Raw genomic sequence first — 20,249 nt, forward strand, 5'->3', positions numbered from 1 at the left:
GTGTCACGTTCCCCTCGCGACACGTGCCGCGAGTCGCCGCAGCGGCCCCCGTACTGAGTGGTCCCCGCCGGACCCCTCACACACGTGCCAACGCAGAAATGTATTCGGCTCGCTACGCACCGTCCATCCGATGCGCGCGATGGTTGTCCGAATCACGCTCGCTTGGAGGTCGAAGTGGCCCATCGTCCGATTTGTGGAGACGCGAGAACCGGCGTGAAGATCTGGCCGAGCTGGGTAAGGCGGAGTAGGACTGAGACCACTCACCAGCCCGGCATCCACCTTGGAGGACGCATGACGGACCAGAACCGGCAACCGCTGGAGGAAAGCCCGGAGGTCGCGGACGCGGTGGAGGACGACGTCGCCGTGGACGCGTTCATCACCGGAGGCGGGCCCGACGCCGACAACCCGGAGTTCCTCCAGCCCGGCGAGGAGCCCACCGTGCGCACCGGGGCGGACCAGCCGTGGGATCCCGAGGATCTGGCCGCGGCCGAGGGCCGGGACCCGACACCCGAGAACGTCGAGCGCGCCCGCGAGGAGCTCGAGCGCGACGGTGCCGCCGCCATCGAGCGCACGGTTCCCTGACCTCTCACAGCGCGCGGGTCCAGGTCTGGCCGACGAGGTCCGCACCGAAACTGTGGTGCGGTTCCTCGTCGACCAGGACAAATCCCGCCGCCTGGTAGATGCGCCGCGCGGCTGTGAGCACGTCGTTGGTCCACAGCGTCAGCTCGCGATATCCCGCGCCGGCCGCGAACCGCAGACATTCGGCGACCAGCGCGGCGCCGAGACCACGCCCTCGGGCATCCGGGTGCACGAGCAGGATGCGCAGCTTGGCGGCGGCGCCGTCACCCGGGACGCAGAAGACGCAGCCCGCCCGCGAGCCGTCCACCTCCGCCATCCAGGCCGCCTTGGGACCGGGGCCGGTGGTGAAGTCCGCGACGATCCGCGCGACCAGTCCCTCGAAGCTCGTGTCCCAGCCGTACTCGGCGGCGTAGAGCTCACCGTGGGCCTGGACGACCCAGCCCAGGTCACCCGGCTCACCCAGCCGGCGGATTGTCGTTGCCACCCGGCACCTCCCCCCACTGAAACAGTCGTTTCAGTCATGTCAGAATGCCCCGATGACCGACGCCGGAGCAAGCGCCCGCAAGCTCGAACTGCTCGAGGCCGCGTACGGCTACGCGCTCGAGCACGGCCTCGGTGACCTGTCGCTGCGACCGCTGGCGGCGTCGATCGGGTCGAGCCCGCGAGTGCTGCTCTACCTCTTCGGCTCCAAGGACGGGCTGGTCCGCGCCCTGCTGGCCCGCGCACGGACGGACGAGGTGGGCCTGCTGCAGCAGGTCGGCGGCGAGGACCTCACCCAGGTGGCCCGTCAGGTGTGGGAATGGCTGGCGGCTCCCGGCCACCGTGCGCTGCTCACCCTCTGGACCGAGGCGTACGCCCGAGCGCTGGTGGATCCGGGTGGTGCCTGGGCCGGTTTCGCCCGCGAGACCGTGGACGACTGGCTGAACCTGCTGGCCGCCGCCCAGCCGGTGTCCGTTCGCGACACCGGGGAAGGTGTCGCCGAGCGCAGCCACGTACTGGCGGTTCTGCGCGGTGCCCTGCTCGATCTGCTCGCGACGGGTGACGTGCAGCGGACCACTGCCGCCGTGGAACGAGGAATCAGTCCACGGAGGCGGTGATGGTGTGCCAGCCGGTGGCACCGTCCGGGAACGGCGTCGCCCGCTGCTCGGTCTGCACCGCGCCGGTGCTGTCGGTCGCGCGGACGGCGATGGTGTGCGCGCCCGCGGTCGCGGCCCAGTCGTAACGCCACTGCACCCAGGTGTCCGTCGACGGGACGGGCAGGAGTTCGGCCTTGGCCCAGGGACGGTCGTCGACGCGTACCTCGACGTTCCTGATGCCCCGCCCTTGCGCCCAGGCGACACCGGCGACGGTCAGCTTGCCCGCCTCGAGCTTGGCGAACGGCTTCGGCTTGTCGATCCGGGAGGCCGTCTTGACCGGGCCACGGGCACCCCACCCGCGCTCGACCCAGTACGCGTCGAAGCGGTCGAAGGTGGTCAGTTCGAGTTCGGTGATCCACTTGCAGGCGCCGGCGTACCCGTACAGGCCGGGTGTCAGCATGCGGACGGGGAAGCCGTGCTCCAGCGGGAGGGGTTCGCCGTTCATGCCGACGCAGAGCATGGCCTCGCGGCCGTCGAAGATCGTTTCCACCGGCGTACCGATGGTCATGCCCTCGGCCGAGCGGGCCACGACCTGGTCCGCGCCGGGCTCGACACCGAGCTCACGCAGCAGCGGGGCGAGCGGCACACCGAGCCACTTGGCGGTGCCGATGTAGGGGCCGCCGACCTCGTTGGACACGCAGTTGAGCGTGATGTCGCGCTCGATGAGCGGCCGCTTCAGCAGGTCGTCGAAGGACAGGTCGACCTCTTTGCCGACCATCCCGTGGATCCGCAGCGACCAGGTGTTCACGTCGATGCGCGGCACACTCAGCGCGGTGTCGACGCGGTAGAAGTCCTTGTTGGCGGTGACGAAGCCGGGTCCGACGCCGGCCGGGAGCGGCTTGGCGGGGTCGGCGGGTGCCGGCAGGGAGATGGCCTCCCGCGACTTGGTCACCGCACCACCGCGGACGCGTTTCACCACTTCGGACGCACCACCGGCGACAACCACACCACCGGCGACGGCAGCGGCGGCTCGCAGGAACGCGCGGCGGTCGAAGTCACCACCCGTGGCGGAGGGCCGGCGGGTGCGGTGATGCAGGAACAGCAGCGTGGCACCGGCGACAACCGCGCCGAGCAGGGACGGGACGACGTCGTAGGCCGTGGCGGTCGGGCGCATCGCCGCGGCGAGGGCTCCGGCCAGGCCGAACACCGCGGCACCGGCGACGGCGACCCAGCGGCGCCGGACGCTCAGGACACCGATCGCGGCGGTGAAGAGGATCAGGACCAGGGCGATGGTGCCGAGCAGGACGGGCTTGTCGTTGGTGCCCAGGGTGCGTACGGCAAATTCCTTGAGCGGGGTGGGCGCCGCGTCGATGACCGCGCCACCGACGGCGACCAGCGGTCCGGCCTGCGGCCGGGTCGCGGCGGCGAGCAGTTCCGCCAGGGCCACTCCGAACGCGGCCGAAAGAACCCCGATGAGTGCGGGCCGGATGAAACGTCGCACGACTGCCTCCCCTCTGCGGTGCCGGACTCCGGGGCGCCGGCCGTGGTCACCACCACGACCGGCGCGCTCCCAGAGAGAACAATCAGCTCTTCGGCATCAGGACCGAGTCGATGATGTAAACCGTGGCGTTCGCGGTCTGGACGTTGCCGCAGACGACCGAGGCGTCGTTGACCTTGAAGTCGGAGCCACTGCCCTTGATCGTGACCGAGCCACCCTCGATGGTCTTGTGGGTGCCGGCCAGCTCAGCCGGGGTGAGCTTTCCCTCGACGACGTGGTAGGTGAGGATGCTGGTCAGGGTCTTGTTGTCGGCCAGCACCTTGTCGAGGTCGGCCTTCGGGATCTTGCCGAACGCGTCGTTGGTCGGCGCGAAGACCGTCAGGGCCGGAGCGGTGTTCAGGGTGTCGACCAGGCCGGCCTTCTTGACCGCGGTGACGAGCGTCGACAGCAGCGGGTTGCCCGAGGCGGCCGTGGCCACCGGGACCTGCGACATGGCGTCGAAGCTGCCCGGGTTGGACGCGTCCGTCGGGACAGCGGCACAGCCGGCGCCGAAGTTCGCCATCGAGTCCGAGGCCGGCATGCTCGGCGCGGCGGACGCGGTGGTCGTCGCCGGGGCGGCGGAACCGGTGTCCTCGGCGGCGTCGTCGCCACCACAGGCCGCCAGCGAGGCGGAGAACAGGAGGGCGGCGGTCAGTGCGGTGAACTTGGTGGCACGCATGATGGTGTTCCCCTTCGGAAGCGGACGTCACGGGATCTTCGTGACGAAAGGTCGTGCGGATGGGCGCACGGAAGCGCCTTTTTGCGGTGGTGTGCGGTAGTGCTCGGTCAGCGGCGGCCGACAGCCGTCAGCGCCAGACCGAAGGCGAGATAAAAAGCGATGTCGGCGCCGTTGGGCGTGACACCCGGCGCGCCGGCCAGGCCGGCGACACCCAGGCCGAGAAAGGTGAGCCCGGCTGTGGTGGCGGTGACCCGCGCCGGGCGCGGGCCGAGGATCGCGGCGGAGACCAGTGCGGTTCCCACCGCCAGGTGGAACATGTTGTGCGGCAGGGTCACCTGCAGCAGGCCGAGCAGGGATCCCCTGCCGACCGCCAGGCAACCGGCGAGCCCGACGATCACCAGTGCGACGCCGAGGCCGAGGGCTGCGGGACCGGTGAGGTCCCGCGTCCTCTCAACCACTCTGCGCCGCGTGTCCGTGACCATCAGATTCTCCGTTTCACCCCGAAGTGTTTCTTATAGGGGATTCGGAGTGGTCCAACGATCGGACTGGTCCTAGGTCAGGGGAACTTGTGCAACGATCTGGGTCATGGTCGGCGCGGCCGAACCACCGGCCGGCTCCACCGAGACCGCAAAGGTGTCGTTACCAGGGACTCCGTCCAGAACCTGGACGGTCGAGGCCTCCCCCGCCGGCAGGACTCCGGCGTTGACCGCCGGGCCCGTGCCACGGATCTTCCACATCTGGAACGCACGATCGGCGGACGGCGCGGTGTCGGCCCGCAGCGAGACCACACTTGCACCCTGCACCGCGGACGAGGCCACGGTGACCCGGCCTCCGCCGGTCATCGAGGCCGTGCGGACGACCAGGTCCGAGGCGGACAGGATCGATTCGGTACGCGCCTCGCGCAGCTGGGCCGCGGCCACCACAGCACTACGGTCGCGGACACGCTGCTCCTGCACCGCCCACGAGGTTGCACCCGCACCGGCGGCGAGGATGCCCGCCGCGACCGCTCCCGCGGTGTACCGCCGCCAGCGCGACACCGCCGCGCGGGAGTCCGGCTCGGGCCGGGCCGACTCGGCGGGCGGCAGCTGACGGGTCCGGCCGACCGCGGCCAGCACGTCCGTGCGCAGCCGCGGCGGCGGGATCGACCAGGTGCTGTCGGCCAGCCGGGCGGCCGTCTCGCGAAGCTCGTCGAGCTCGCTGCGGCAGCCCTCGCAGTCGGCGACGTGGCGCTCGAAGGCGACCCGTTCGAGGTCGTCGACGGCGTCCAGCGCGTAAGCGCCGACCAGGGCGTGAATGTCGGTGGTCATCATGCGGTCACCTCCACACCCAGGCAGTCGCGCAGGCGGATCAGGCCGTCGCGCATCCGGGTCTTGACCGTGGGCAGGGGGGTTTCGAGCAGATCGGCCACCTCGCGGTACGAGTGACCCTGGTAGTAGGCCAGCGTCACCGCCTGGCGTTGCAGCTCGGTCAGATCGTCGAGACAGTGCCGGACCTGCTGGCGTTCGAGCCGGCCCGCCACCTCGTCGACCACCTCGTCGTACGGGGTCTCGACGGAGGCGATGCCGACCTTCATGATGCGGTCGGCGGACGCCTGCTCGGCGCGGACCCGGTCGACCGCGCGGCGGTGCGCGATCGTGAAGATCCACGAGGTGGCCGAACCGCGGGCGGCGTCGAAACGGGCCGCCGTGCGCCACACCTCGACCAGCACCTCCTGGGCGACCTCCTCGGCCTGGGCCGGGTCGCGCAGCACGCGCCTGATCAGGCCGTACACCCGCGGGGCGACCAGGTCGTACAGTCGGCCGAAGGCAGGCTCGTCGCCGCGGGCGACCGCGCGCAGCAGCTCACCCACGTCGGTCGGTGGTCCGGCCGTCGGCTCGGGGACCGCCGAAAGGTGGTCCGGCCGGCGGGCAGCGCCGCGCTCCGTCATGGGGTCAGCCTCTCCGTTGCTCACGCAGATTCAACCCTCATTCGGCGCGGGCGGCTACGCGGATGGGTCGTACAACCCTTCGGCCCCGATCGCCGTCTACTGGTGGGACCGGCGATGAGGAGCGGGAATGGCGAACGGATCAGACGCGGAGTACACGGCGTACGTCCACGGCCGCGCCACGGCGCTGCGGCGTACCGCCTATCTGCTCTGCGGTGACGAGCACCAGGCGGACGACCTGGTCCAGGAGACCATCACCAAGCTCTACGCCCGCTGGCCGAAGATCAGCCGGCAGGCCGAGAACCTCGACTCCTACGTCCACACGATCCTCGTGCGCATCTTCCTCGACGAAAAACGCCGCGGCTGGTGGAAGGTGCGGCTGGGCATACCCCCGGACCGTCCGGCGCCCGTCGTCCCGGCCCACGACGTCGAGGAACGGGCCGTCCTGCGGACCGCCCTGTCGCAGGTACCGCCCCGCCAGCAGGCCGTCCTGGTCCTGCGATTCCTCTGCGACCAGCCCATCGCCGACGTTGCGCGGGTCCTGGGCTGCAGCGAGGGCACTGTCAAGAGCCAGACCGCGCACGGACTGACGGCCCTGCGCCGCATCCTCGGCGACCGCATCCACACCCTGGGGAGCATTCGGTGACCAAGCACCCGAACGACGACGACCGTTACGCCGTTGCACTGCTGCGCCCGCTGGCCTCCGAGCCGTCCGGCCCGGCCCGTCTCGACGTGTCCCGGGCCATGGCCGACGGCCGCCGGCGCCGGCGGTCCCGCTGGTGGGCCGGCGGCACCGCCGTCGTGGCCCTGACCGCGACCACCGCGGCCGGTGGCACGCTGGCCTTCTCCGCGATCGGCCGCCCGTCGCCGAAGCCACCGGTCACGATCGCCACGCCGACCCCCTCGGTCACCGCCGCCGCGCCGCCCGCCGGTCCGAAGAACTGCAAAGTCACCCGGCTGCCCACCGACGGCGCGAAGAAGGCCCTGGTCACGGCCGGTGACCCGAGCGGGCACTGGCTGGTCGGCCGCACCTATCCGCAGGGCCCCTCCCGGCCGTTCGTCGTGTGGAAGGACGGCAAGCTCGTCGCGACCGGCGAGACCAGCGGTGAGGACCAGAGCCTCGAGGACATCAACAGCAAGGGCGTCGCCGTCGGGTACAGCTTCGATCCCGGGGTGCGCCCGTACTCGTACCGGAACGGCAAGGTCACGGCGATGGCCGGCGGGGAAGCGGTACCGACCGCCATCAACGACGCCGGTGTGGTGGTCGGAGCGGTGGGCCCGCTCTACGAGGGCCGGCCGGTCCGCTGGAAGTCGGTCACCGCTGAGCCGGACCGGCTGCCGGTGCCCGCAGGCACGGAGTACGGCACCGCGACCGACATCGACGAGGACGGCACGATCCTCGGCACAGTCAGCGCGAAGAACAAGGAGGCCACGGGCTACCTGTGGCTGGCGGACGGAAGCACCCGCCGGATGCCGCTGCCGGTCGTCGACGGGGTGAAGTCGACCATGTTCTGGCCCGCGGCGATCCGCAACGGTGTGGTGGTCGGCCGCAGTGTCACGGATGCCGGGGACTCCCGCACGTTCGCCTATTTCCGCTATCGCCTCGACACCGGCCGGTACGAACGCCTGCCGGAGGGCTCCGGAGATCCGGCCCGGGTGGCCGCGAACGGGTGGGTGCTCGGCGAGGCCCAGCGCCCGGTGGTCACCACCGACAAGGGCGTGACCACCATGCTGCCGAAGTACGCCAAGGCGAAGGGCCGCCAGGACTACCTCGTGTCGAGTTTCAGTGATGACGGCAAGGTCGTCGGCGGTTACGCGATCGGCGACGACATCCAGAACCAGCCCCTGATGTGGCGCTGCAATTAGGCCGGCTTGACGGTCGTGCCGGTCCTGATCGACTCCGCCGCGGCGGCCAGGATCGTCACGACCTCGGTGCCGAAGGTGAGGTCCAGCGGCGACGCCGGGCCTCCCTTCGAGGCGCTGATCAGGTCGTCGACCGCACGGCCGAAGGCCTCGACCGGCAGCCACGGCACCGGCGGCACGGTGGCGACACCGGACTCGCCGAAGAAGGCCGCGTCCTCGCGTTCCAGGGCCTCCGGGGCGTCGACCGACAGCGTCAGGGTGCTGATCGCGCCGCTGGTGTGGCCGAGCAGCACGTGGGTCATGTCGCGGGCACCGGCCAGCGCGGTCACCTCGGCGACCGGACCCAGCACCGGCAGGATCAGCGCGAGCGCGTGCGGGCCGACGTCCCACAGGCCGCCGCCCTCCTTGCGCCACACCGACGCCCCGAACGGGTTGCCGGGCTGGAAGATCGAGCCGAGGTGGTCGATGCGCGCCTCCAGCCAGCCCTCGGTGGCCCGCACCTGCTCGATGAACTCCTGGATCTGCGGCATGAAGCGGCGGGTGAAGAACACCACACCGGCGACCTCGTGCTCCTTCGCCGCGGCGACGATCTCGTTCGCCGCCTCCGGGGTGAAGGCCACGGGCTTGTCGAGCAGCAGGTGCTTGCCCGCGCGGGCCGCACGCAGCGCGATGCCGGCCTGGATGTCCGGCGGCAGGGCCACCGCGATGGCGTCCACGTCCGCGATCAGGTCGTCGACCTCGGCGTACGGCTTGGCGCCGTGTTCCTGCGCCAGGGCTGCCGCCTTGGCCGGGTCGCGCCCCCACACGCCGACGAACTCGACGTCCGGGTGAGCCGCCAGCGCCGGGGCGTGCGCCAGATGCGCCCACGGTCCCGTACCGAAAAGTCCGAACCGCATGCTCGTGCCGCCTTCCGCTCCAGATCACACCCGGCCGAAAGCTAACACGCCGCCGCTGATCAGTACGCTGTGCCGGTGATGAACGGCCCGCTGTCGACCGCGACGATCGTCGTCGCCCTGCTGCTGGGGATCTGGTACCTGGTCCGCTCCGCGCTCGACCGCGCTCCCAGCAACACCGATCTGTGGGCCATGCTGGGCCTGAGCCTGCTCGTGGCCGTACTCGTGGTGGTCGCCGTTGTGGGACTCATCACGGGCGAGCGTCCCAGTGAGTGGTCGACCTTCGTGGGCTACCTGATCACCACCATCGCGTTTGCACCCGTCGGTTTTTACCTGGCCCGGCTCGAGCCGACCCGGTGGGGCACTCTGATCCTCGGCGTCGCCTGCCTGGTGCTGCCGGTCCTGGTGCTGCGGTTGCAGCAGATCGCGGAGGTCACCGGTGGCTGATCCGTCGCCCGCATCGACCAGGCCCCGGGACGCGGCCATCGGCACCGGCGCCGGCCGGGTGCTCCTCCTCGTGTACGGCATCTTCGCCCTGTCCGCGGGCGCCCGGGCCGGTGTGCAGATCGCCACGAAGTTCTCCGAGGCGCCGCTGGCGTTCCTGCTGTCAGCCTTTGCCGCGCTGGTCTATCTGGCCGCCACGGCCGGGCTCGCGATCGGCGGTGCCCGGGGCCGGATGATCGCGCTGACCAGCTGCTCGATCGAGCTGATCGGTGTGCTGGTCGTCGGCACCCTCAGCATCTTCGACCGGGAAGCCTTCCCGGACGCCACCGTGTGGTCGCAGTTCGGCAGCGGCTACGGGTACGTCCCGCTGGTCCTGCCGCTCATCGGCCTCTGGTGGCTCTGGCACAACCGCCCGCGTCCCTAACGGCTGCCGATCCAGCTCAGCTTCCCGGCGGCCGGTGAGCCGACGCCTTCGGCCAGGCGGGACAGCTGGACCTCGGGCAGCACACTCGACCGGACCGTCAGCAACCGGCCGCCGCCGAGGGTCACGACGAGGTAGGAAGTTCCGGTCGACGTCTTCACCAGTCGCGCGGGGCGACCGCCGACCAGACGCTCGCTGCCGCCCTTGGGCGCGGACGTCGCCGTGCCGACGCTGATCGAGACCTGGCCACTCGGCTCCCCAGGGTTCTTGCCCAGCTCCACGGTGCCGACCCAGTTCTGCGGGCCGGCGCCGTCCACCGTCCAGCCGACGACCTCCAGACCCGCTGAGAGCTCCGGGGTACGGAACGGGATCGGGAAGACCTCCTCATCGGCGCGCAGCGAGCGGGCGATGCGCAGCAGCGTTGATTTCGGCAGGGCCAGGTTGATCGTGCCGACGGCGAGCGTGTAACCACCGGACAACCAGGTGACCTGGTTGGCCTCGGGGACGTAGACCCCACGGCTGCCGGCGATGTCGACCTGCTCGCCGTTCTCCCCGTCCAGCGACCGCAGCGGATCGACGTTGAGGAAGACGAACCGGCGGTTCTTCGCGAGCGGAACGGTCAGGTCGTCGGGCGTCCAGACCCGGCTGGTGCCCCCCAGCCGGTTGTTCCGGTAGAACTCGGTGTACCCGTCCGGCAGCCAGCCCGGCTGATAGCGCAGCGCGACGTGCGCGGGTGGCAAGGGCACACTCACCGTCGGTTTGATCGCGGGCTGCGGAACAGGTCCGGCGCCGCGGTCGGTCAGCGACGCCACCGGCACGGCCAGCACCGCGGTGACCGCGGCAGCAGCGACGACCGCGACGGTCAGACGACGGCGGCGTACGAGCTGGGTGTGCCGCCGGGGAAACGCGGCCAGGACCCGCTGCGGGTCGGGGGTGAGGTTCGCCTGCTTCTCCTGGGCGGCCCGGACGAGGTCTTCCATGGATGTGCTCATCACAGCTCTCCCTGCAGGACGGCAGCGGACGGCAGGGTTTCCCGCAGGGTCTGCAGGGCGCGGGACACCTGGGACCGCGCGGTCACGGCGCGGCAGCCGAGGACCTCGCCGATCTCCTCGTACGACATGTCCTCGTAGAAACGCAGCGCGACGGCAGCACGTTGCTTCGCGGGCAGCGTGGCGATCAGCTGCCACACGGCGTCACGGTCACCCCAGGACGAGCCGTGATCGGGGACGGAACCCGCCAGCACCTCCAGCGACTCCCGGCTCAGCGGGCTCGCCGCCCGGCGGCGCCGCCACGACAGGAACTCGTTGACGACCATCCGCCGGACGTAGGCCTCGGGTGCGTCGAGGCGGCCGATCCGCGCCCATTTCTGCTGGGCGCGGGCCAGCACTTCCTGGGTGACGTCCTCCGCCAGATGCGGATCCCAGGTCACCACCGTGGCGTAGCGCAGGAGTGCGCCCAGCCGCGAGGAGACGAACTCTTCGAAGGTCACACCGACTCAACGCGCTGCGAGCGGCAAAACGTTGAGATGCCTCAGTCGTTCGCGCCGATGGTGTGCGGCAGGAAGTTGCAATCGTCGCGCGTGACCAGCCCGCCGGTGCCGAGACCCTCGCGGATGCCCATGCCGGCCGGCTCGCCGTCGATCAGCCACGCGCCGATCACCGGGTGGACCGTGCCCTCCAGCCCTTCGAACGACGGCAGCTCCAGCAGCTCCTGCACGACGTAACGGCCGTCGGTGCCGTACTCGGAGGGGTTGTCCACGATGGTCACACCGTCCTTGATCAGCGTGACCGAGCCACCCTCACGACCCCAGACCGGCTTTTTAGCGTACGAGGTGAGCTTGGCGGCCGCGGACGATTCGGCGAAGTACGCCGGCAGCAGGTACTTACCGCGTTCCGGGTCGTCACCGAAGAGTTTCCACAGCACCGGCAGCAACGCCTTGTTGCCCAGCAGAGCAGCCTTGTAGGGCGGCTCCATCCAGACCGTGCCGCGTTTGGCCGGGTCGGCCATGTTGCGGAAGAAGGCCTTGCCGCCCTCCTCGTTCCAGAACCATTCCCACGGGTAGAGCATGAAGATCAGGTCGATCGACTCGGCCTTGTGCTCCTGGCCCGGGGCGGGCACGAAGAGGACCCGGTCACCGGCGACGTCCCAGCCGATCTGGCTCATCGCGATCAGCTCGACGGGGAAGCCGGCCTCCTCGGCGGTCGCCATCAGGTAGGCGACGTTCATCCGGTCCTCGCCGGTCGTCTCACTGGTCTCGTACGCGAAGAAGATCTTCGGCTTGGCCGGGAGCCAGGGACGGGCCTCGCGCAGCTTAGCGACGTTGCGCTTCCACGCGCCGGGGTTGGCGGGCTCGCCGTCCGCGGCCTCCCAGCCGACGAGGCGGTCGTGGATCGAGTTCCACTGGCGCCACGGGTGCTGGGTCAGGTTGGTCTGGTCGGCCCAGTGCCACTGGATGACCGCAGCCTCCACCAGCGACGTCGGCGTCTGCGCGTTGTACTCGAGCAGGCGCGGGGTGCTGCCCGCGCCGTTGTACCAGAGGTCGAACCGGCCGTAGATGCTCGGTGAGAAGTCCGGCGTCTGCATCGGCAGCCGCCCCTCCGGGTCCTTGTCCTGGTGGGTCCACGTCTCGGCGTCACCGTCGAACCACGTGCGGATGATCTGCTCGTGGGCGTACTCGGGGATGCCGATCTTGGCCAGGAAACACGTCTCCGGGCTGCAGACCGAGGCGAAGTAGCCGTCGCGGCGGCCCTGGGCGGTGTGCCGCGGGCACTGCTGCACCATCCAGTCACCGGCGTCGAGGCACATGCCGTTGAGGACGGTCGTCGCCGTCTCCAGCTCCTCGATCTCGGCCTGGGTGAAGTCGTAGTACGGCCCCTCCTGCCAGTACGACATCATCGTGCCGTCGGGCAGCTCGGTGTCGTTGTAGGTCAGGCCGAGGCTGTAGTTGGTGAGCCGCCATCCGTCGCGGACCGGCCCGTAGGGAATCCGGCGCAAGGGTCAGCCACCGGACCGGCTGCTCGATTTACCGCTGGTGCCGCTGCCACCCTTGCCGACCACGCTGGTCTTCACCGTGCCGTTGCTGATGCGGCCGCTCGAGGGCAGGCCGAACGACGACCGCGCCGCCCGGTCGTTGTAGGCGAACTTGCTGCCGCCGGACGGGAGCCGGGAACCCACCGGGTAACCGGACCGGTAGCCCGAGGAGTGCCAGATGAAAAAGCCGCCACCGCCACCGCCGCCGCCGTTGTCATCGTCGCAGTAGTCCTCGTCGACGATGACGCCGTTCTCGTCGGCGCAGTAGAAACCCTCGTCCTGGTAGTCGTTCCCGTTGTCACAGGCCGCCGCGCCGCCCGCCGCGAGCAGCAGGAAAGTGCTGCTCAGCGCCACGCTTCGCGAGCTCATGCGTCGATTCACAGTCGGCTTCTCCGCCCTTTCGGCGTCCGGGGTCGCTTCATCATGTGTAGCGCCCCGGATCAACCGGAGCGCTAGTCGCGGGGGCCACCGGCCACGTAGATGACCTGTCCGGAGACGAAGCCCGCTCCTTCACTGACCAGGAAGGATACGGTGTTCGCGACGTCTTCGGGACGGCCCGCCCGGCCGACGGGAATCTGACCGATCGCCGCTTTCTGGAAGTCGGCGAAGTCGACACCGACCCGCGCGGCGGTCGCAGCGGTCATATCGGTCACGATGAAGCCGGGCGCGACGGCATTGGCCGTGATGCCGAAACGACCGAGCTCGATGGCCAAGGTCTTCGTGAATCCCTGCAGGCCGGCCTTGGCCGCGGCGTAGTTGGCCTGACCCCGGTTGCCCAGCGCGGAGGTGCTGGACAGGCTGACGATGCGGCCGAAGCCGGCGTCGACCATGTGCTTCTGCACGGCCCGGCTGAAGAGGAACGCGCCGCGCAGGTGGACCGCCATGACGGTCTCCCAGTCGTCGTCGCTCATCTTGAAGAGCAGGTTGTCGCGCAGCACACCGGCGTTGTTGACCAGCACCGTGGGCGCGCCGAGCTCGGCGGTCACCCGCTCGACGGCGGCGGCGACCTGGACGGCGTCCGAGACGTCGGCGCCCACGGCGAGCGCGGTGCCACCGGCGTCGTGAATCGCGGTCACGGTGTTGGCGCAGGCACCCTCGTCGAGGTCGACGACCGCCACGGCCAGGCCGTCGGCGGCGAGCTTGCGCGCGGTCGCCTCCCCGATGCCACGAGCGGCTCCGGTCACGATCGCTACTCGGCTCGGCTGGGTCATTTCCGGTCCTCCGCTGTGATCGTCCATCGGTTTCCGGCCGACTCTAACCCAGTTGTTACCCGTGGGTTACGGGGCGGGTTCTTCTAACAAGTGGTTGCGCCCGCCACCGTAACCGCACTAAGGGTGCATCTTCTTTAGGCGTTCCGGCACACCCGGATCCAGCGGTATCCGTACCCGGCCACCGCCAGCTCGTCGAACTTGCCGGGCTCGGCGTACTTCTGGTCGGCGAGCACGTCGTTGGGGAAGTCCGCCTCCGGATAGATGCTGCTCAGGTCCACGACACAGTCCTCGTCGCTGAGGTTGTGCAAGAAGAGCATCGTCCCCGTGGTGTCGTCCGCCCGGTGCACGAGCAGACCGGTGGGAGCGGGCACGTCGACGTGGGTGCAGCTCCCGCTGCCGACCTCCGGCGCCTCGCGCAACGCGCGGATCATTCGCTCGAACCACGAGAACAGCGAGTTGGGGTCGTGCCGCTGCAGGGTCGCGTTGATCGTCTCGTAGCCGAAGTCGCCACCGCTGATCACCGGGCGGACGAGCTTGTCGGCGGGTGCCGTCGAGAAGCCGCCGTTGGCCGCCAGGGACCACTGCATCGGGGTACGGATCGCGTTGCGGCCGTCCTGCGTGAGGTCGTCACCCATGCCCAGCTCCTCGCCGTACCGCAGCACCGGTGTGCCACGGAGGCTGAACTGCAGGGCGTACGCCAGCTCGACGCGGCGGCGGTCACCACCGAGCATCGGGGCGAGCCGGCGACGGATGCCGCGACCGTACAGCTGCATGTTCTCGTCCGGGCCGAACTGCTCGAAGACCTCGGCGCGCTGCTCGGAGGTGAGCCGGGACAGGTCGACCTCGTCGTGGTTGCGCAGGAAGGTCGCCCACTGGCCGCCCACCGGGAGCTTCGGGGTGTCCCGGAGCGCGTCGATGATGCCCTCGGGGTTCTTCCGGGCCAGGGCGAGCATGAACCGCCCGTTGAGCATGAAGTCGAACAGCATGTGGATGCGGTTGGCGGAGCCGCCCGCGTCACCGAAGAAGTCCTTGAGCTGCTCCGGCTCGACGTTGGCCTCGGCCAGCAGGACCGCGTCCCCCTGCCGCCACTGCACGTGCTGGCGCAGCTCGGAGAGGAACTCGAAGTCCTTCGGGGGGTTCGGGTTGCCCGGCTGGGTCTCCTCGATGATGAACGGCACCGCGTCCATCCGGAAACCCGAGACGCCGAGCTGGAGCCAGAACGAGCAGATCTTCTTGATCTCCTCGCGGACCTGCGGGTTGTTGATGTTCAGGTCCGGCTGGAACTTGTAGAAGCGGTGGTAGAACCACTTCTTCGCGGTGCGGTCGTAGGTCCACGTCTCGGCCTGCTCACCCGGGAAGACCATGCCCTGGTGCCGGTCGTCGGGCTCGCTGTCGGCCCAGACGTACCAGTCCCGGTACGGCGAGTCGGGCGACGACCGCGCCGACTGGAACCACGGGTGCTGGTCCGACGTGTGGTTCACGACGAGGTCGATGATGACCCGGATGCCCCGGTCACGGGCCTCGTGCAGCAGGTCGGCGAAGTCACCGAGGTTCCCGAAGCGCGGGTCGATGTTGTAGAAGTCCGACACGTCGTAACCGTCGTCGCGGTCGGGCGTCGGGTGGATCGGGTTGAGCCAGATGCAGGTCACCCCGAGCCGGGCCAGGTAATCGAGGCGCCCGATCAGCCCCTTGATGTCACCGACACCGTCGCCGTTGGAATCGGCGTACGTGTCGAGGTCGAGGCAATAAATGACGGCCTTCTCATACCACCGGTCGCTCATGGCTCTCTACTTCTCCGCGACGCCGCGCGAGGAAACCCCGGACCCACACCACGGGACGAACCTTCTCCAGCGCCAGGAAACTCGTGATCGCCGCGAGGTGCGGCGCGAAGGAGATCGTGATGGTCGCGAACGTGACGACGTGGAACGAGTAGAAGAAGGCCACGGCGTAGTTCCGCCAGCGCGGCTTCAGGAAGAAGATCGCCGGGCTGGCCAGCTCGAACGCGATGATTCCGACCTGCGCCAGGATCAACAGGTACGGCACACCCGCGATCAGGTCGGCCAGGTCGGTGCCGCGCCGGACGATCGCCCGGGCCAGCACCGAACTGGTGACCCAGTCGAGCCCGCCGAACCGCAGCTTCGCCCACGCCGCCAGGAAGTACGTGCAGACCACCGCGACCTGGGTGACGCGCAGCGCCCAGCCACCGGACTCCGTACGCGTGGGGTCTCCGTGGCGGGCCCGGCCGACCGTGGGCAGGACGGCCAGCGCGACCAGCAGCCCGACCCGGTCGTGATCGACCTTGCCGTAGCTCATCGCGATGACCATCCACTCGAAATAGAGCGCAAAGACGGTCCAGCCGAGCAGCCGTGGCGCACGGCCGGTCGCGGCAGCCAGGGCGAGGACGAGCAGCGCCCAGAAGATGCCGTGCACCAGCAGCGGCGTCGGGGTCGGCAGGTGCAGCAGCCGTCCGACCAGCAGCGGCTCGTAGAGGTCACCCGGTGTGCTGGCGTGGTGGCGTACCCAGGGAGTGAAGATCACCAGGTCGGCGGCGACGAAGAGGTAGATCAGCGTGCGGAAGGCGGCGACCCGGCCCAGTGGCACGGGCGCGAACAGCCACTTCACGGCGCCGTCCAGGTGGCGATGGTCTCGTCGCGGCTCGTGCCGGTGGGCCGCGAGTGCTCGATGCCCTCCCAGCGGATGACGATCCGCACGGTGGTCAGCGGCGCCGCACCCGGGCTCTTCTCGGCGTAGGCGACGGCGACCTGCCGCAACCGGCCGGGATCGTCGATGTACGCCCGCTGCTGACCCTCGATCTCGGCCCGGCGCAGACCGCTGTTGGCCTCGGTCAGCACGATCGTCCGGCCGGTCGTGTCGACACCCTCGACCCGGGTGTCGGGGGCGTCCGCGTTCGGGTCCGGGGCGGTCGAGTACATCCGGAACGGCCCGAACGGGAAGTCGTCGTCCTGGCCCCACAGGGTGCCCAGGAGCAGCAGCAACGCCCCGAGCGCGGTCACCGCGACCCGGATCGCGCGGCCTCGTGTGCTCAACGTTTCCATCGCGCCGGGACACTACCGCCGCCGCGCCACCCCGGGCCATCCCAGGGCGGCGCGGCGGCGTCGTTCACGCGGACGATGCGGGTGCGCCGGTCTCGGCGTCCGGCCGGCTCCGCGTCACCGAGACCACGACCTGCTCCCGGAGGAACAGCACCCCGAGAGCCGCGGCCAGCACGGCGGCGGGCACCACGGTCATGATCACGACATCGGCCACGATCATGCCCGTGCTGACGTACCGCGCGGTGCTCATGGAGATCGCGTCTTCGAGCAGGTGCTGGGCCCACGGCACCGCCAGCAGCGGAGCGATCAGCACGAGGGCCCGTCGGCGGACCCGGCCGGGCACCCGGTGGACCCCGGCGAGCAACAGACCGCCCGCGACCAGGTAGAGCGCGTCAGTCACCTCGATCACGCCGAGGATCTGCACCGGGGACCGGTCCCCGGGCAACGCCGACGCGGTGACACCGGCCGTGGCCACACCGGCAGCGAGCATGGCCCGGCCGCGCCGGCCCAGCATCCCGGTGACCGGACGTCCGCTCCGGGCCAGCACCAGCAACGTCAGCGTGGCACCGGCCAGGGCGAGCACCCAGGACATCCGGATGGCATGGAACTCGACGACAAACGCCCGGACCACCAGCGCGGCGACCTCCACGAGCAGCCCGGCGACGCCGAGGGCGACGGACATGCGCTTCGCGGCCAGAAGGACGGCGACGAGCACCGCCAGCCAGATCGCCGAGCGTGCCGCCACGTCGATCAGGAGGCCGCCGTCGAAACCGTAGGCGCGCATCGGGTCGCCGAAGTTCACGAAGTTCTGCAGGCCGAAGTACAACCGGCGAGCCGGGACGAACAGCAGCATGACAACGCCGGCGAGCGCGGCCACGGCTGCCGCGTCACGCCAGAGCGCGCTGCGCAGCCCCTGCGCCCCTCGCCCGAGACGGGCGATCAGGCCGGACCACACCAGGTTCGCGGCCTCGGCCAGGGCGGGACGCTGCTGGCCGGGCTCCGCGCCCTCCATCAGCACACCGACCATCTCCTCCGCGTAGATGCGGCGGTGATCCGCCGGGTAAACGGCCAGCAACCGGCGATACCGAAGCTCCAACGGCGCGGTCATTCTGTGCCTACCTTTCGCATGCTCGCCTGGCCCTGCGCTCGCAAGCTCGCTCCGGTGCAGCCGATCATGCGGGTGCCCCTCCCAGGTCGTGGAGGGCCCGCAGGCGGCGCTCGGCGATCGTCGCTTGCTGACGGAGGCGGCCGGTCTCGGCGGCGAGACGCTTCTCGCCCAGTCCGGCGAGGCGGTAGTAGCGGCGCAGCCGGGACTGCACCACTTCCTCCCGGTCGACCTCGATGAGCCCGTCGACGCGCAACCGGTCCAAAGCGGCGTACAGCGTGCCCGCCCGCAGCCGGACACGGCCGTCGGTCATCCGCGCGACGTCCTCGATCACGGCATACCCGTGCTGCGGGCCTGCGGCCAGAGCGGTGAGGACCAGGAAGGTCGGCTCACGCATGGGTGTCTCGGTCATGGCGGCAGCATATACCGATGACAGGTATATACGGCAAGCGGTTCGTACGCTGGATGACGGGTAAGCGTTGTCGATCGACAAACGAGGAGAGCCGATGAGCGTGCCGCAGTACCTGGCAGCGGAGACCGAGCCCAGTCAGCTGGGCGGCCTGACCGGCTGGGTGGCATCGGTCATCGAGTCGCTCGGCGAGGTGGGCGTGGGCCTGCTCGTCGCGCTGGAAAATCTGATCCCGCCGATCCCCAGCGAGATCGTCCTGTCCATGGCGGGTTACCTGGCCGGCTCGGGCAAGGTCAACCTGGTGCTGGTCGCGATCGCCGCGACCGCAGGCTCGGTGCTGGGCGCGCTGGCGCTCTACTGGCTCGGGTACGCCCTGGGCGAGGAGCGGCTGCGGCGCTGGCTGGACCGCATCCCCCTGGTCGACGCCGACGACCTCAGCACCGCCGACCGGTGGTTCGAGAAGCACGAGAAGGGCGCGGTGTTCTTCGGCCGCATGGCACCGGTGGTCCGCAGCCTGGTGTCGATCCCGGCGGGCGCCAACCACATGCAGCTGGGGATGTTCACGCTGCTCACCACGCTCGGCAGCGGCATCTGGAACTGCCTGTTCATCGGCGGCGGTTACGCGCTGGGCTCCCGCTGGCAGCAGCTGGAGAAGTACAGCAGCTACTTCGACTACGCGATCATGGCGTTCTTCGTGATCGCGATCGGGAGCTGGGTCGTCAAGAAGGTCCGTAAACGCCGGCGCGCGACCGCGGACAGGTGATCCGCGGCCGCGCGTACGGGGTGGGTCAGAAGCCTGCGGAGATCTTGGTGAACTCCCAGTCGGTCTGTGCGATGCCACTGCAGTCGGAGACCACGCCGCCACCGGCGCAGCCACGGTCCCGGTTCACGGCCCAGAAGGTGAACCGCGCGAAGTTGTTGTTCTTCGCGTAGTCACGGATCTTGGTCCAGGTCGCCTGCGAGGTGACCTCCTGCTGGTCCGAGAGGCCGTTCATGCCGGAGATGCCCATGTGCGAGTACGCCTGCGCGTCGTTCCAGCCGAAGGTCGACTTGAGCTGGTTCTTCAGGCCCTCAGAGGCGCCCACGGTGCTCGCGTACATGTCGGCGCCGCCGCCGAAGTCGAACGGCATCTGGGTGAAGATGTCGATGTTGGCGCCCAGGGCCTTCGACTGGTTGATCAGGCGGATGCCGTGGGTGTTCGGGCCGGTCGGCGTGGTGCCGAAGGTCAGGATCGTCTTCACCGACGGGTTGTTCTGCTTGATGATCTTCAGCGCGCCGACGATCCGGTCCGCCACCGCGTAGTTCTCGAACTCGTCGGTGTTCTCGATGTCGATGTCGATCGCCTTCAGACCGAAGGCGTTGATGACCTTCTGGTACGCGCCGGCGAGCGCCTCCGGGGTCGAGCAGTTCGGGCCGAGCTTGTTACCGCTCCAGCCGCCGATCGACGGGACGACGGAGCCGCCGGCCGCCTTGATGGCGTTGATCGTGCTCTCGTGTGCACCGCCGGTCAGGCCACCCTCGCCGTCCCAGACCGGGTTGCAGCCGTTGGCCAGCACGAACGCCATGGTGAACGCCTTGATGCCGGTGGCGTTCATGACGGTCGAGGGCGCGGGCGGGTTGCCCCAGCCGGGGTAGATGTACGGCGCGGACGCCATCTTCGTACCCGTGGCCGGCGGCTGGGTGGTCGGCGGGTTCGTGGGTGGGGTGGTCGGCGGGGTGGTCGGCGGCGTCGTGCCACCACCGCAGGCGCCCTTGTCGGCCCAGACGCCCCACTCACCGCTGGCGGTCGGGACCTCGTTCTGCGTCCACCACTTCGCGGTGTAGTTCTTCGCCTGGTACGAGACGGTGTTGTCCTTGACGTAGACCGCCGAGGAACTCCACGCGGGGGCACAGGCGGCCGCGGCGGACGCACCCGGCGCCAGCAGCACGGTCGTACCGATTCCGGCCGTGGCCAGGACCACCGCGAGCGCGGCGGCGTATTTCCTGCTGAGCTTCATAGGTTTCTGTCTTCAGTGCGGGCGGGCG

Annotated in this window: 25 protein-coding genes; 7 read left to right on the forward strand and 18 right to left on the reverse strand. The window is 69.9% G+C overall.

Features of this window, described 5'->3' with window-relative positions:
• Positions 1-291: 291 nt before the first annotated feature.
• Positions 292-582 carry a hypothetical protein gene (locus AFR_RS37895; protein ID WP_023562129.1) on the forward strand — a complete coding sequence of 97 codons (291 nt, stop codon included), beginning with the start codon at positions 292-294 and terminating at the stop codon, positions 580-582.
• A 4-nt stretch (positions 583-586) separates the two neighbouring features.
• Here AFR_RS37895 and AFR_RS37900 read toward each other — a convergent pair whose 3' ends face one another.
• Positions 587-1,063 (reverse strand): GNAT family N-acetyltransferase, encoded by a 477-nt coding sequence (locus AFR_RS37900; RefSeq protein WP_023562130.1) that lies wholly within the window; start codon positions 1,061-1,063, stop codon positions 587-589.
• Between the two features lie 52 nt (positions 1,064-1,115).
• Between AFR_RS37900 and AFR_RS37905 the strand changes: the two genes are divergently transcribed.
• Positions 1,116-1,676 (forward strand): TetR/AcrR family transcriptional regulator, encoded by a 561-nt coding sequence (locus AFR_RS37905; RefSeq protein ID WP_023562131.1) that lies wholly within the window; start codon positions 1,116-1,118, stop codon positions 1,674-1,676.
• On the opposite strand, the gene AFR_RS37910 is transcribed toward AFR_RS37905, so the two are convergent.
• From AFR_RS37910 to sigK, 5 genes are all read right to left on the reverse strand, one after another.
• The gene (locus tag AFR_RS37910; RefSeq protein WP_023562132.1) at positions 1,657-3,156 is read right to left on the reverse strand and encodes a molybdopterin-dependent oxidoreductase; all 1,500 of its coding nucleotides are present in this window, start codon (positions 3,154-3,156) and stop codon (positions 1,657-1,659) included. The two genes, AFR_RS37905 and AFR_RS37910, sit on opposite strands and share 20 nt — an antisense overlap.
• Before the next feature lie 82 nt (positions 3,157-3,238).
• A complete protein-coding gene (locus tag AFR_RS37915; RefSeq protein ID WP_023562133.1) occupies positions 3,239-3,871 on the reverse strand; it encodes a fasciclin domain-containing protein in 633 nt (210 codons plus the stop codon).
• A gap of 107 nt (positions 3,872-3,978) precedes the next feature.
• A complete protein-coding gene (locus AFR_RS37920; RefSeq protein WP_023562134.1) occupies positions 3,979-4,353 on the reverse strand; it encodes a DUF4383 domain-containing protein in 375 nt (124 codons plus the stop codon).
• Between the two features lie 69 nt (positions 4,354-4,422).
• On the reverse strand, positions 4,423-5,178 hold the full coding sequence (locus AFR_RS37925) for an anti-sigma factor (RefSeq protein WP_023562135.1): 756 nt from the start codon (positions 5,176-5,178) through the stop codon (positions 4,423-4,425).
• The gene (sigK, locus tag AFR_RS37930) at positions 5,178-5,798 is read right to left on the reverse strand and encodes an ECF RNA polymerase sigma factor SigK (RefSeq protein ID WP_023562136.1); all 621 of its coding nucleotides are present in this window, start codon (positions 5,796-5,798) and stop codon (positions 5,178-5,180) included. The genes AFR_RS37925 and sigK overlap by 1 nt, the downstream gene beginning before the upstream one ends.
• A gap of 127 nt (positions 5,799-5,925) precedes the next feature.
• Between sigK and AFR_RS37935 the strand changes: the two genes are divergently transcribed.
• Both AFR_RS37935 and AFR_RS37940 read left to right on the forward strand, forming a co-directional pair.
• Positions 5,926-6,441 (forward strand): SigE family RNA polymerase sigma factor, encoded by a 516-nt coding sequence (locus AFR_RS37935; protein ID WP_023562137.1) that lies wholly within the window; start codon positions 5,926-5,928, stop codon positions 6,439-6,441.
• Positions 6,438-7,661 carry a hypothetical protein gene (locus AFR_RS37940; protein WP_023562138.1) on the forward strand — a complete coding sequence of 408 codons (1,224 nt, stop codon included), beginning with the start codon at positions 6,438-6,440 and terminating at the stop codon, positions 7,659-7,661. The genes AFR_RS37935 and AFR_RS37940 overlap by 4 nt, the downstream gene beginning before the upstream one ends.
• Here AFR_RS37940 and AFR_RS37945 read toward each other — a convergent pair.
• Positions 7,658-8,554 (reverse strand): Gfo/Idh/MocA family protein, encoded by an 897-nt coding sequence (locus AFR_RS37945; protein WP_023562139.1) that lies wholly within the window; start codon positions 8,552-8,554, stop codon positions 7,658-7,660. The genes AFR_RS37940 and AFR_RS37945 overlap by 4 nt on opposite strands.
• A gap of 78 nt (positions 8,555-8,632) precedes the next feature.
• On the opposite strand from AFR_RS37945, the gene AFR_RS37950 reads away from it, so the two are divergent.
• Entirely contained in the window at positions 8,633-8,998 is a 366-nt protein-coding gene (locus AFR_RS37950; protein ID WP_041843256.1) for a hypothetical protein, read from the forward strand.
• Positions 8,991-9,419: a hypothetical protein gene (locus AFR_RS37955; RefSeq protein ID WP_023562141.1), complete on the forward strand. Its 429-nt coding sequence runs from the start codon at positions 8,991-8,993 to the stop codon at positions 9,417-9,419. Before AFR_RS37950 ends, AFR_RS37955 begins: the two co-directional genes overlap by 8 nt.
• On the opposite strand, the gene AFR_RS37960 is transcribed toward AFR_RS37955, so the two are convergent.
• From AFR_RS37960 to AFR_RS38005, 10 genes are all read right to left on the reverse strand, one after another.
• The gene (locus AFR_RS37960; protein ID WP_148308189.1) at positions 9,416-10,408 is read right to left on the reverse strand and encodes a hypothetical protein; all 993 of its coding nucleotides are present in this window, start codon (positions 10,406-10,408) and stop codon (positions 9,416-9,418) included. The two genes, AFR_RS37955 and AFR_RS37960, sit on opposite strands and share 4 nt — an antisense overlap.
• Positions 10,408-10,905, reverse strand: a complete 498-nt coding sequence (locus AFR_RS37965; protein ID WP_023562143.1) for a SigE family RNA polymerase sigma factor — start codon at positions 10,903-10,905, stop codon at positions 10,408-10,410. The genes AFR_RS37960 and AFR_RS37965 overlap by 1 nt, the downstream gene beginning before the upstream one ends.
• 41 nt (positions 10,906-10,946) lie before the next feature.
• Positions 10,947-12,410, reverse strand: coding sequence for a glutathionylspermidine synthase family protein (locus AFR_RS37970; protein WP_023562144.1), 1,464 nt, complete (start codon positions 12,408-12,410; stop codon positions 10,947-10,949).
• A 3-nt stretch (positions 12,411-12,413) separates the two neighbouring features.
• Entirely contained in the window at positions 12,414-12,815 is a 402-nt protein-coding gene (locus AFR_RS37975; RefSeq protein WP_041841438.1) for a hypothetical protein, read from the reverse strand.
• Positions 12,816-12,898: 83 nt separating this feature from the next.
• Positions 12,899-13,657: a 3-oxoacyl-ACP reductase FabG gene (fabG, locus tag AFR_RS37980; protein WP_023562146.1), complete on the reverse strand. Its 759-nt coding sequence runs from the start codon at positions 13,655-13,657 to the stop codon at positions 12,899-12,901.
• Positions 13,658-13,791: 134 nt separating this feature from the next.
• Positions 13,792-15,438, reverse strand: a complete 1,647-nt coding sequence (locus tag AFR_RS37985) for an alpha-amylase family protein (protein ID WP_023562147.1) — start codon at positions 15,436-15,438, stop codon at positions 13,792-13,794.
• On the reverse strand, positions 15,419-16,279 hold the full coding sequence (locus AFR_RS37990) for a hypothetical protein (RefSeq protein ID WP_023562148.1): 861 nt from the start codon (positions 16,277-16,279) through the stop codon (positions 15,419-15,421). Before AFR_RS37990 ends, AFR_RS37985 begins: the two co-directional genes overlap by 20 nt.
• A complete protein-coding gene (locus AFR_RS37995; RefSeq protein WP_023562149.1) occupies positions 16,276-16,713 on the reverse strand; it encodes a hypothetical protein in 438 nt (145 codons plus the stop codon). The genes AFR_RS37990 and AFR_RS37995 overlap by 4 nt, the downstream gene beginning before the upstream one ends.
• Positions 16,714-16,777: 64 nt before the next feature.
• Positions 16,778-17,818, reverse strand: coding sequence for a hypothetical protein (locus tag AFR_RS38000; protein WP_023562150.1), 1,041 nt, complete (start codon positions 17,816-17,818; stop codon positions 16,778-16,780).
• A 64-nt stretch (positions 17,819-17,882) separates the two neighbouring features.
• On the reverse strand, positions 17,883-18,227 hold the full coding sequence (locus AFR_RS38005; protein WP_023562151.1) for a PadR family transcriptional regulator: 345 nt from the start codon (positions 18,225-18,227) through the stop codon (positions 17,883-17,885).
• A gap of 94 nt (positions 18,228-18,321) precedes the next feature.
• Between AFR_RS38005 and AFR_RS38010 the strand changes: the two genes are divergently transcribed.
• Positions 18,322-18,987 carry a DedA family protein gene (locus AFR_RS38010; protein WP_023562152.1) on the forward strand — a complete coding sequence of 222 codons (666 nt, stop codon included), beginning with the start codon at positions 18,322-18,324 and terminating at the stop codon, positions 18,985-18,987.
• A gap of 25 nt (positions 18,988-19,012) precedes the next feature.
• On the opposite strand, the gene AFR_RS38015 is transcribed toward AFR_RS38010, so the two are convergent.
• Positions 19,013-20,221 carry a carbohydrate-binding protein gene (locus AFR_RS38015; protein ID WP_023562153.1) on the reverse strand — a complete coding sequence of 403 codons (1,209 nt, stop codon included), beginning with the start codon at positions 20,219-20,221 and terminating at the stop codon, positions 19,013-19,015.
• Between the last annotated feature and the right edge of the window lie 28 nt (positions 20,222-20,249).

The sequence above is a fragment of the Amorphoplanes friuliensis DSM 7358 genome, assembly GCF_000494755.1.
Classification (GTDB): Bacteria; Actinomycetota; Actinomycetes; order Mycobacteriales; family Micromonosporaceae; genus Actinoplanes; species Actinoplanes friuliensis.

Bases quoted from the DNA above. Each gene is read 5' to 3' on its own strand.
- AFR_RS37895 (WP_023562129.1), top strand. From the start codon at position 292: ATGACGGACCAGAACCGGCAACCGCTGGAGGAAAGCCCGGAGGTCGCG.
- AFR_RS37905 (WP_023562131.1), top strand. From the start codon at position 1,116: ATGACCGACGCCGGAGCAAGCGCCCGCAAGCTCGAACTGCTCGAGGCC.
- AFR_RS37915 (WP_023562133.1), bottom strand. From the start codon at position 3,871: ATGCGTGCCACCAAGTTCACCGCACTGACCGCCGCCCTCCTGTTCTCC.
- AFR_RS37920 (WP_023562134.1), bottom strand. From the start codon at position 4,353: ATGGTCACGGACACGCGGCGCAGAGTGGTTGAGAGGACGCGGGACCTC.
- AFR_RS37925 (WP_023562135.1), bottom strand. From the start codon at position 5,178: ATGACCACCGACATTCACGCCCTGGTCGGCGCTTACGCGCTGGACGCC.
- sigK (WP_023562136.1), bottom strand. From the start codon at position 5,798: ATGACGGAGCGCGGCGCTGCCCGCCGGCCGGACCACCTTTCGGCGGTC.
- AFR_RS37935 (WP_023562137.1), top strand. From the start codon at position 5,926: ATGGCGAACGGATCAGACGCGGAGTACACGGCGTACGTCCACGGCCGC.
- AFR_RS37945 (WP_023562139.1), bottom strand. From the start codon at position 8,554: ATGCGGTTCGGACTTTTCGGTACGGGACCGTGGGCGCATCTGGCGCAC.
- AFR_RS37950 (WP_041843256.1), top strand. From the start codon at position 8,633: ATGAACGGCCCGCTGTCGACCGCGACGATCGTCGTCGCCCTGCTGCTG.
- AFR_RS37960 (WP_148308189.1), bottom strand. From the start codon at position 10,408: ATGAGCACATCCATGGAAGACCTCGTCCGGGCCGCCCAGGAGAAGCAG.
- AFR_RS37975 (WP_041841438.1), bottom strand. From the start codon at position 12,815: ATGAGCTCGCGAAGCGTGGCGCTGAGCAGCACTTTCCTGCTGCTCGCG.
- fabG (WP_023562146.1), bottom strand. From the start codon at position 13,657: ATGACCCAGCCGAGCCGAGTAGCGATCGTGACCGGAGCCGCTCGTGGC.
- AFR_RS37985 (WP_023562147.1), bottom strand. From the start codon at position 15,438: ATGAGCGACCGGTGGTATGAGAAGGCCGTCATTTATTGCCTCGACCTC.
- AFR_RS37995 (WP_023562149.1), bottom strand. From the start codon at position 16,713: ATGGAAACGTTGAGCACACGAGGCCGCGCGATCCGGGTCGCGGTGACC.
- AFR_RS38000 (WP_023562150.1), bottom strand. From the start codon at position 17,818: ATGACCGCGCCGTTGGAGCTTCGGTATCGCCGGTTGCTGGCCGTTTAC.
- AFR_RS38005 (WP_023562151.1), bottom strand. From the start codon at position 18,227: ATGACCGAGACACCCATGCGTGAGCCGACCTTCCTGGTCCTCACCGCT.
- AFR_RS38010 (WP_023562152.1), top strand. From the start codon at position 18,322: ATGAGCGTGCCGCAGTACCTGGCAGCGGAGACCGAGCCCAGTCAGCTG.
- AFR_RS38015 (WP_023562153.1), bottom strand. From the start codon at position 20,221: ATGAAGCTCAGCAGGAAATACGCCGCCGCGCTCGCGGTGGTCCTGGCC.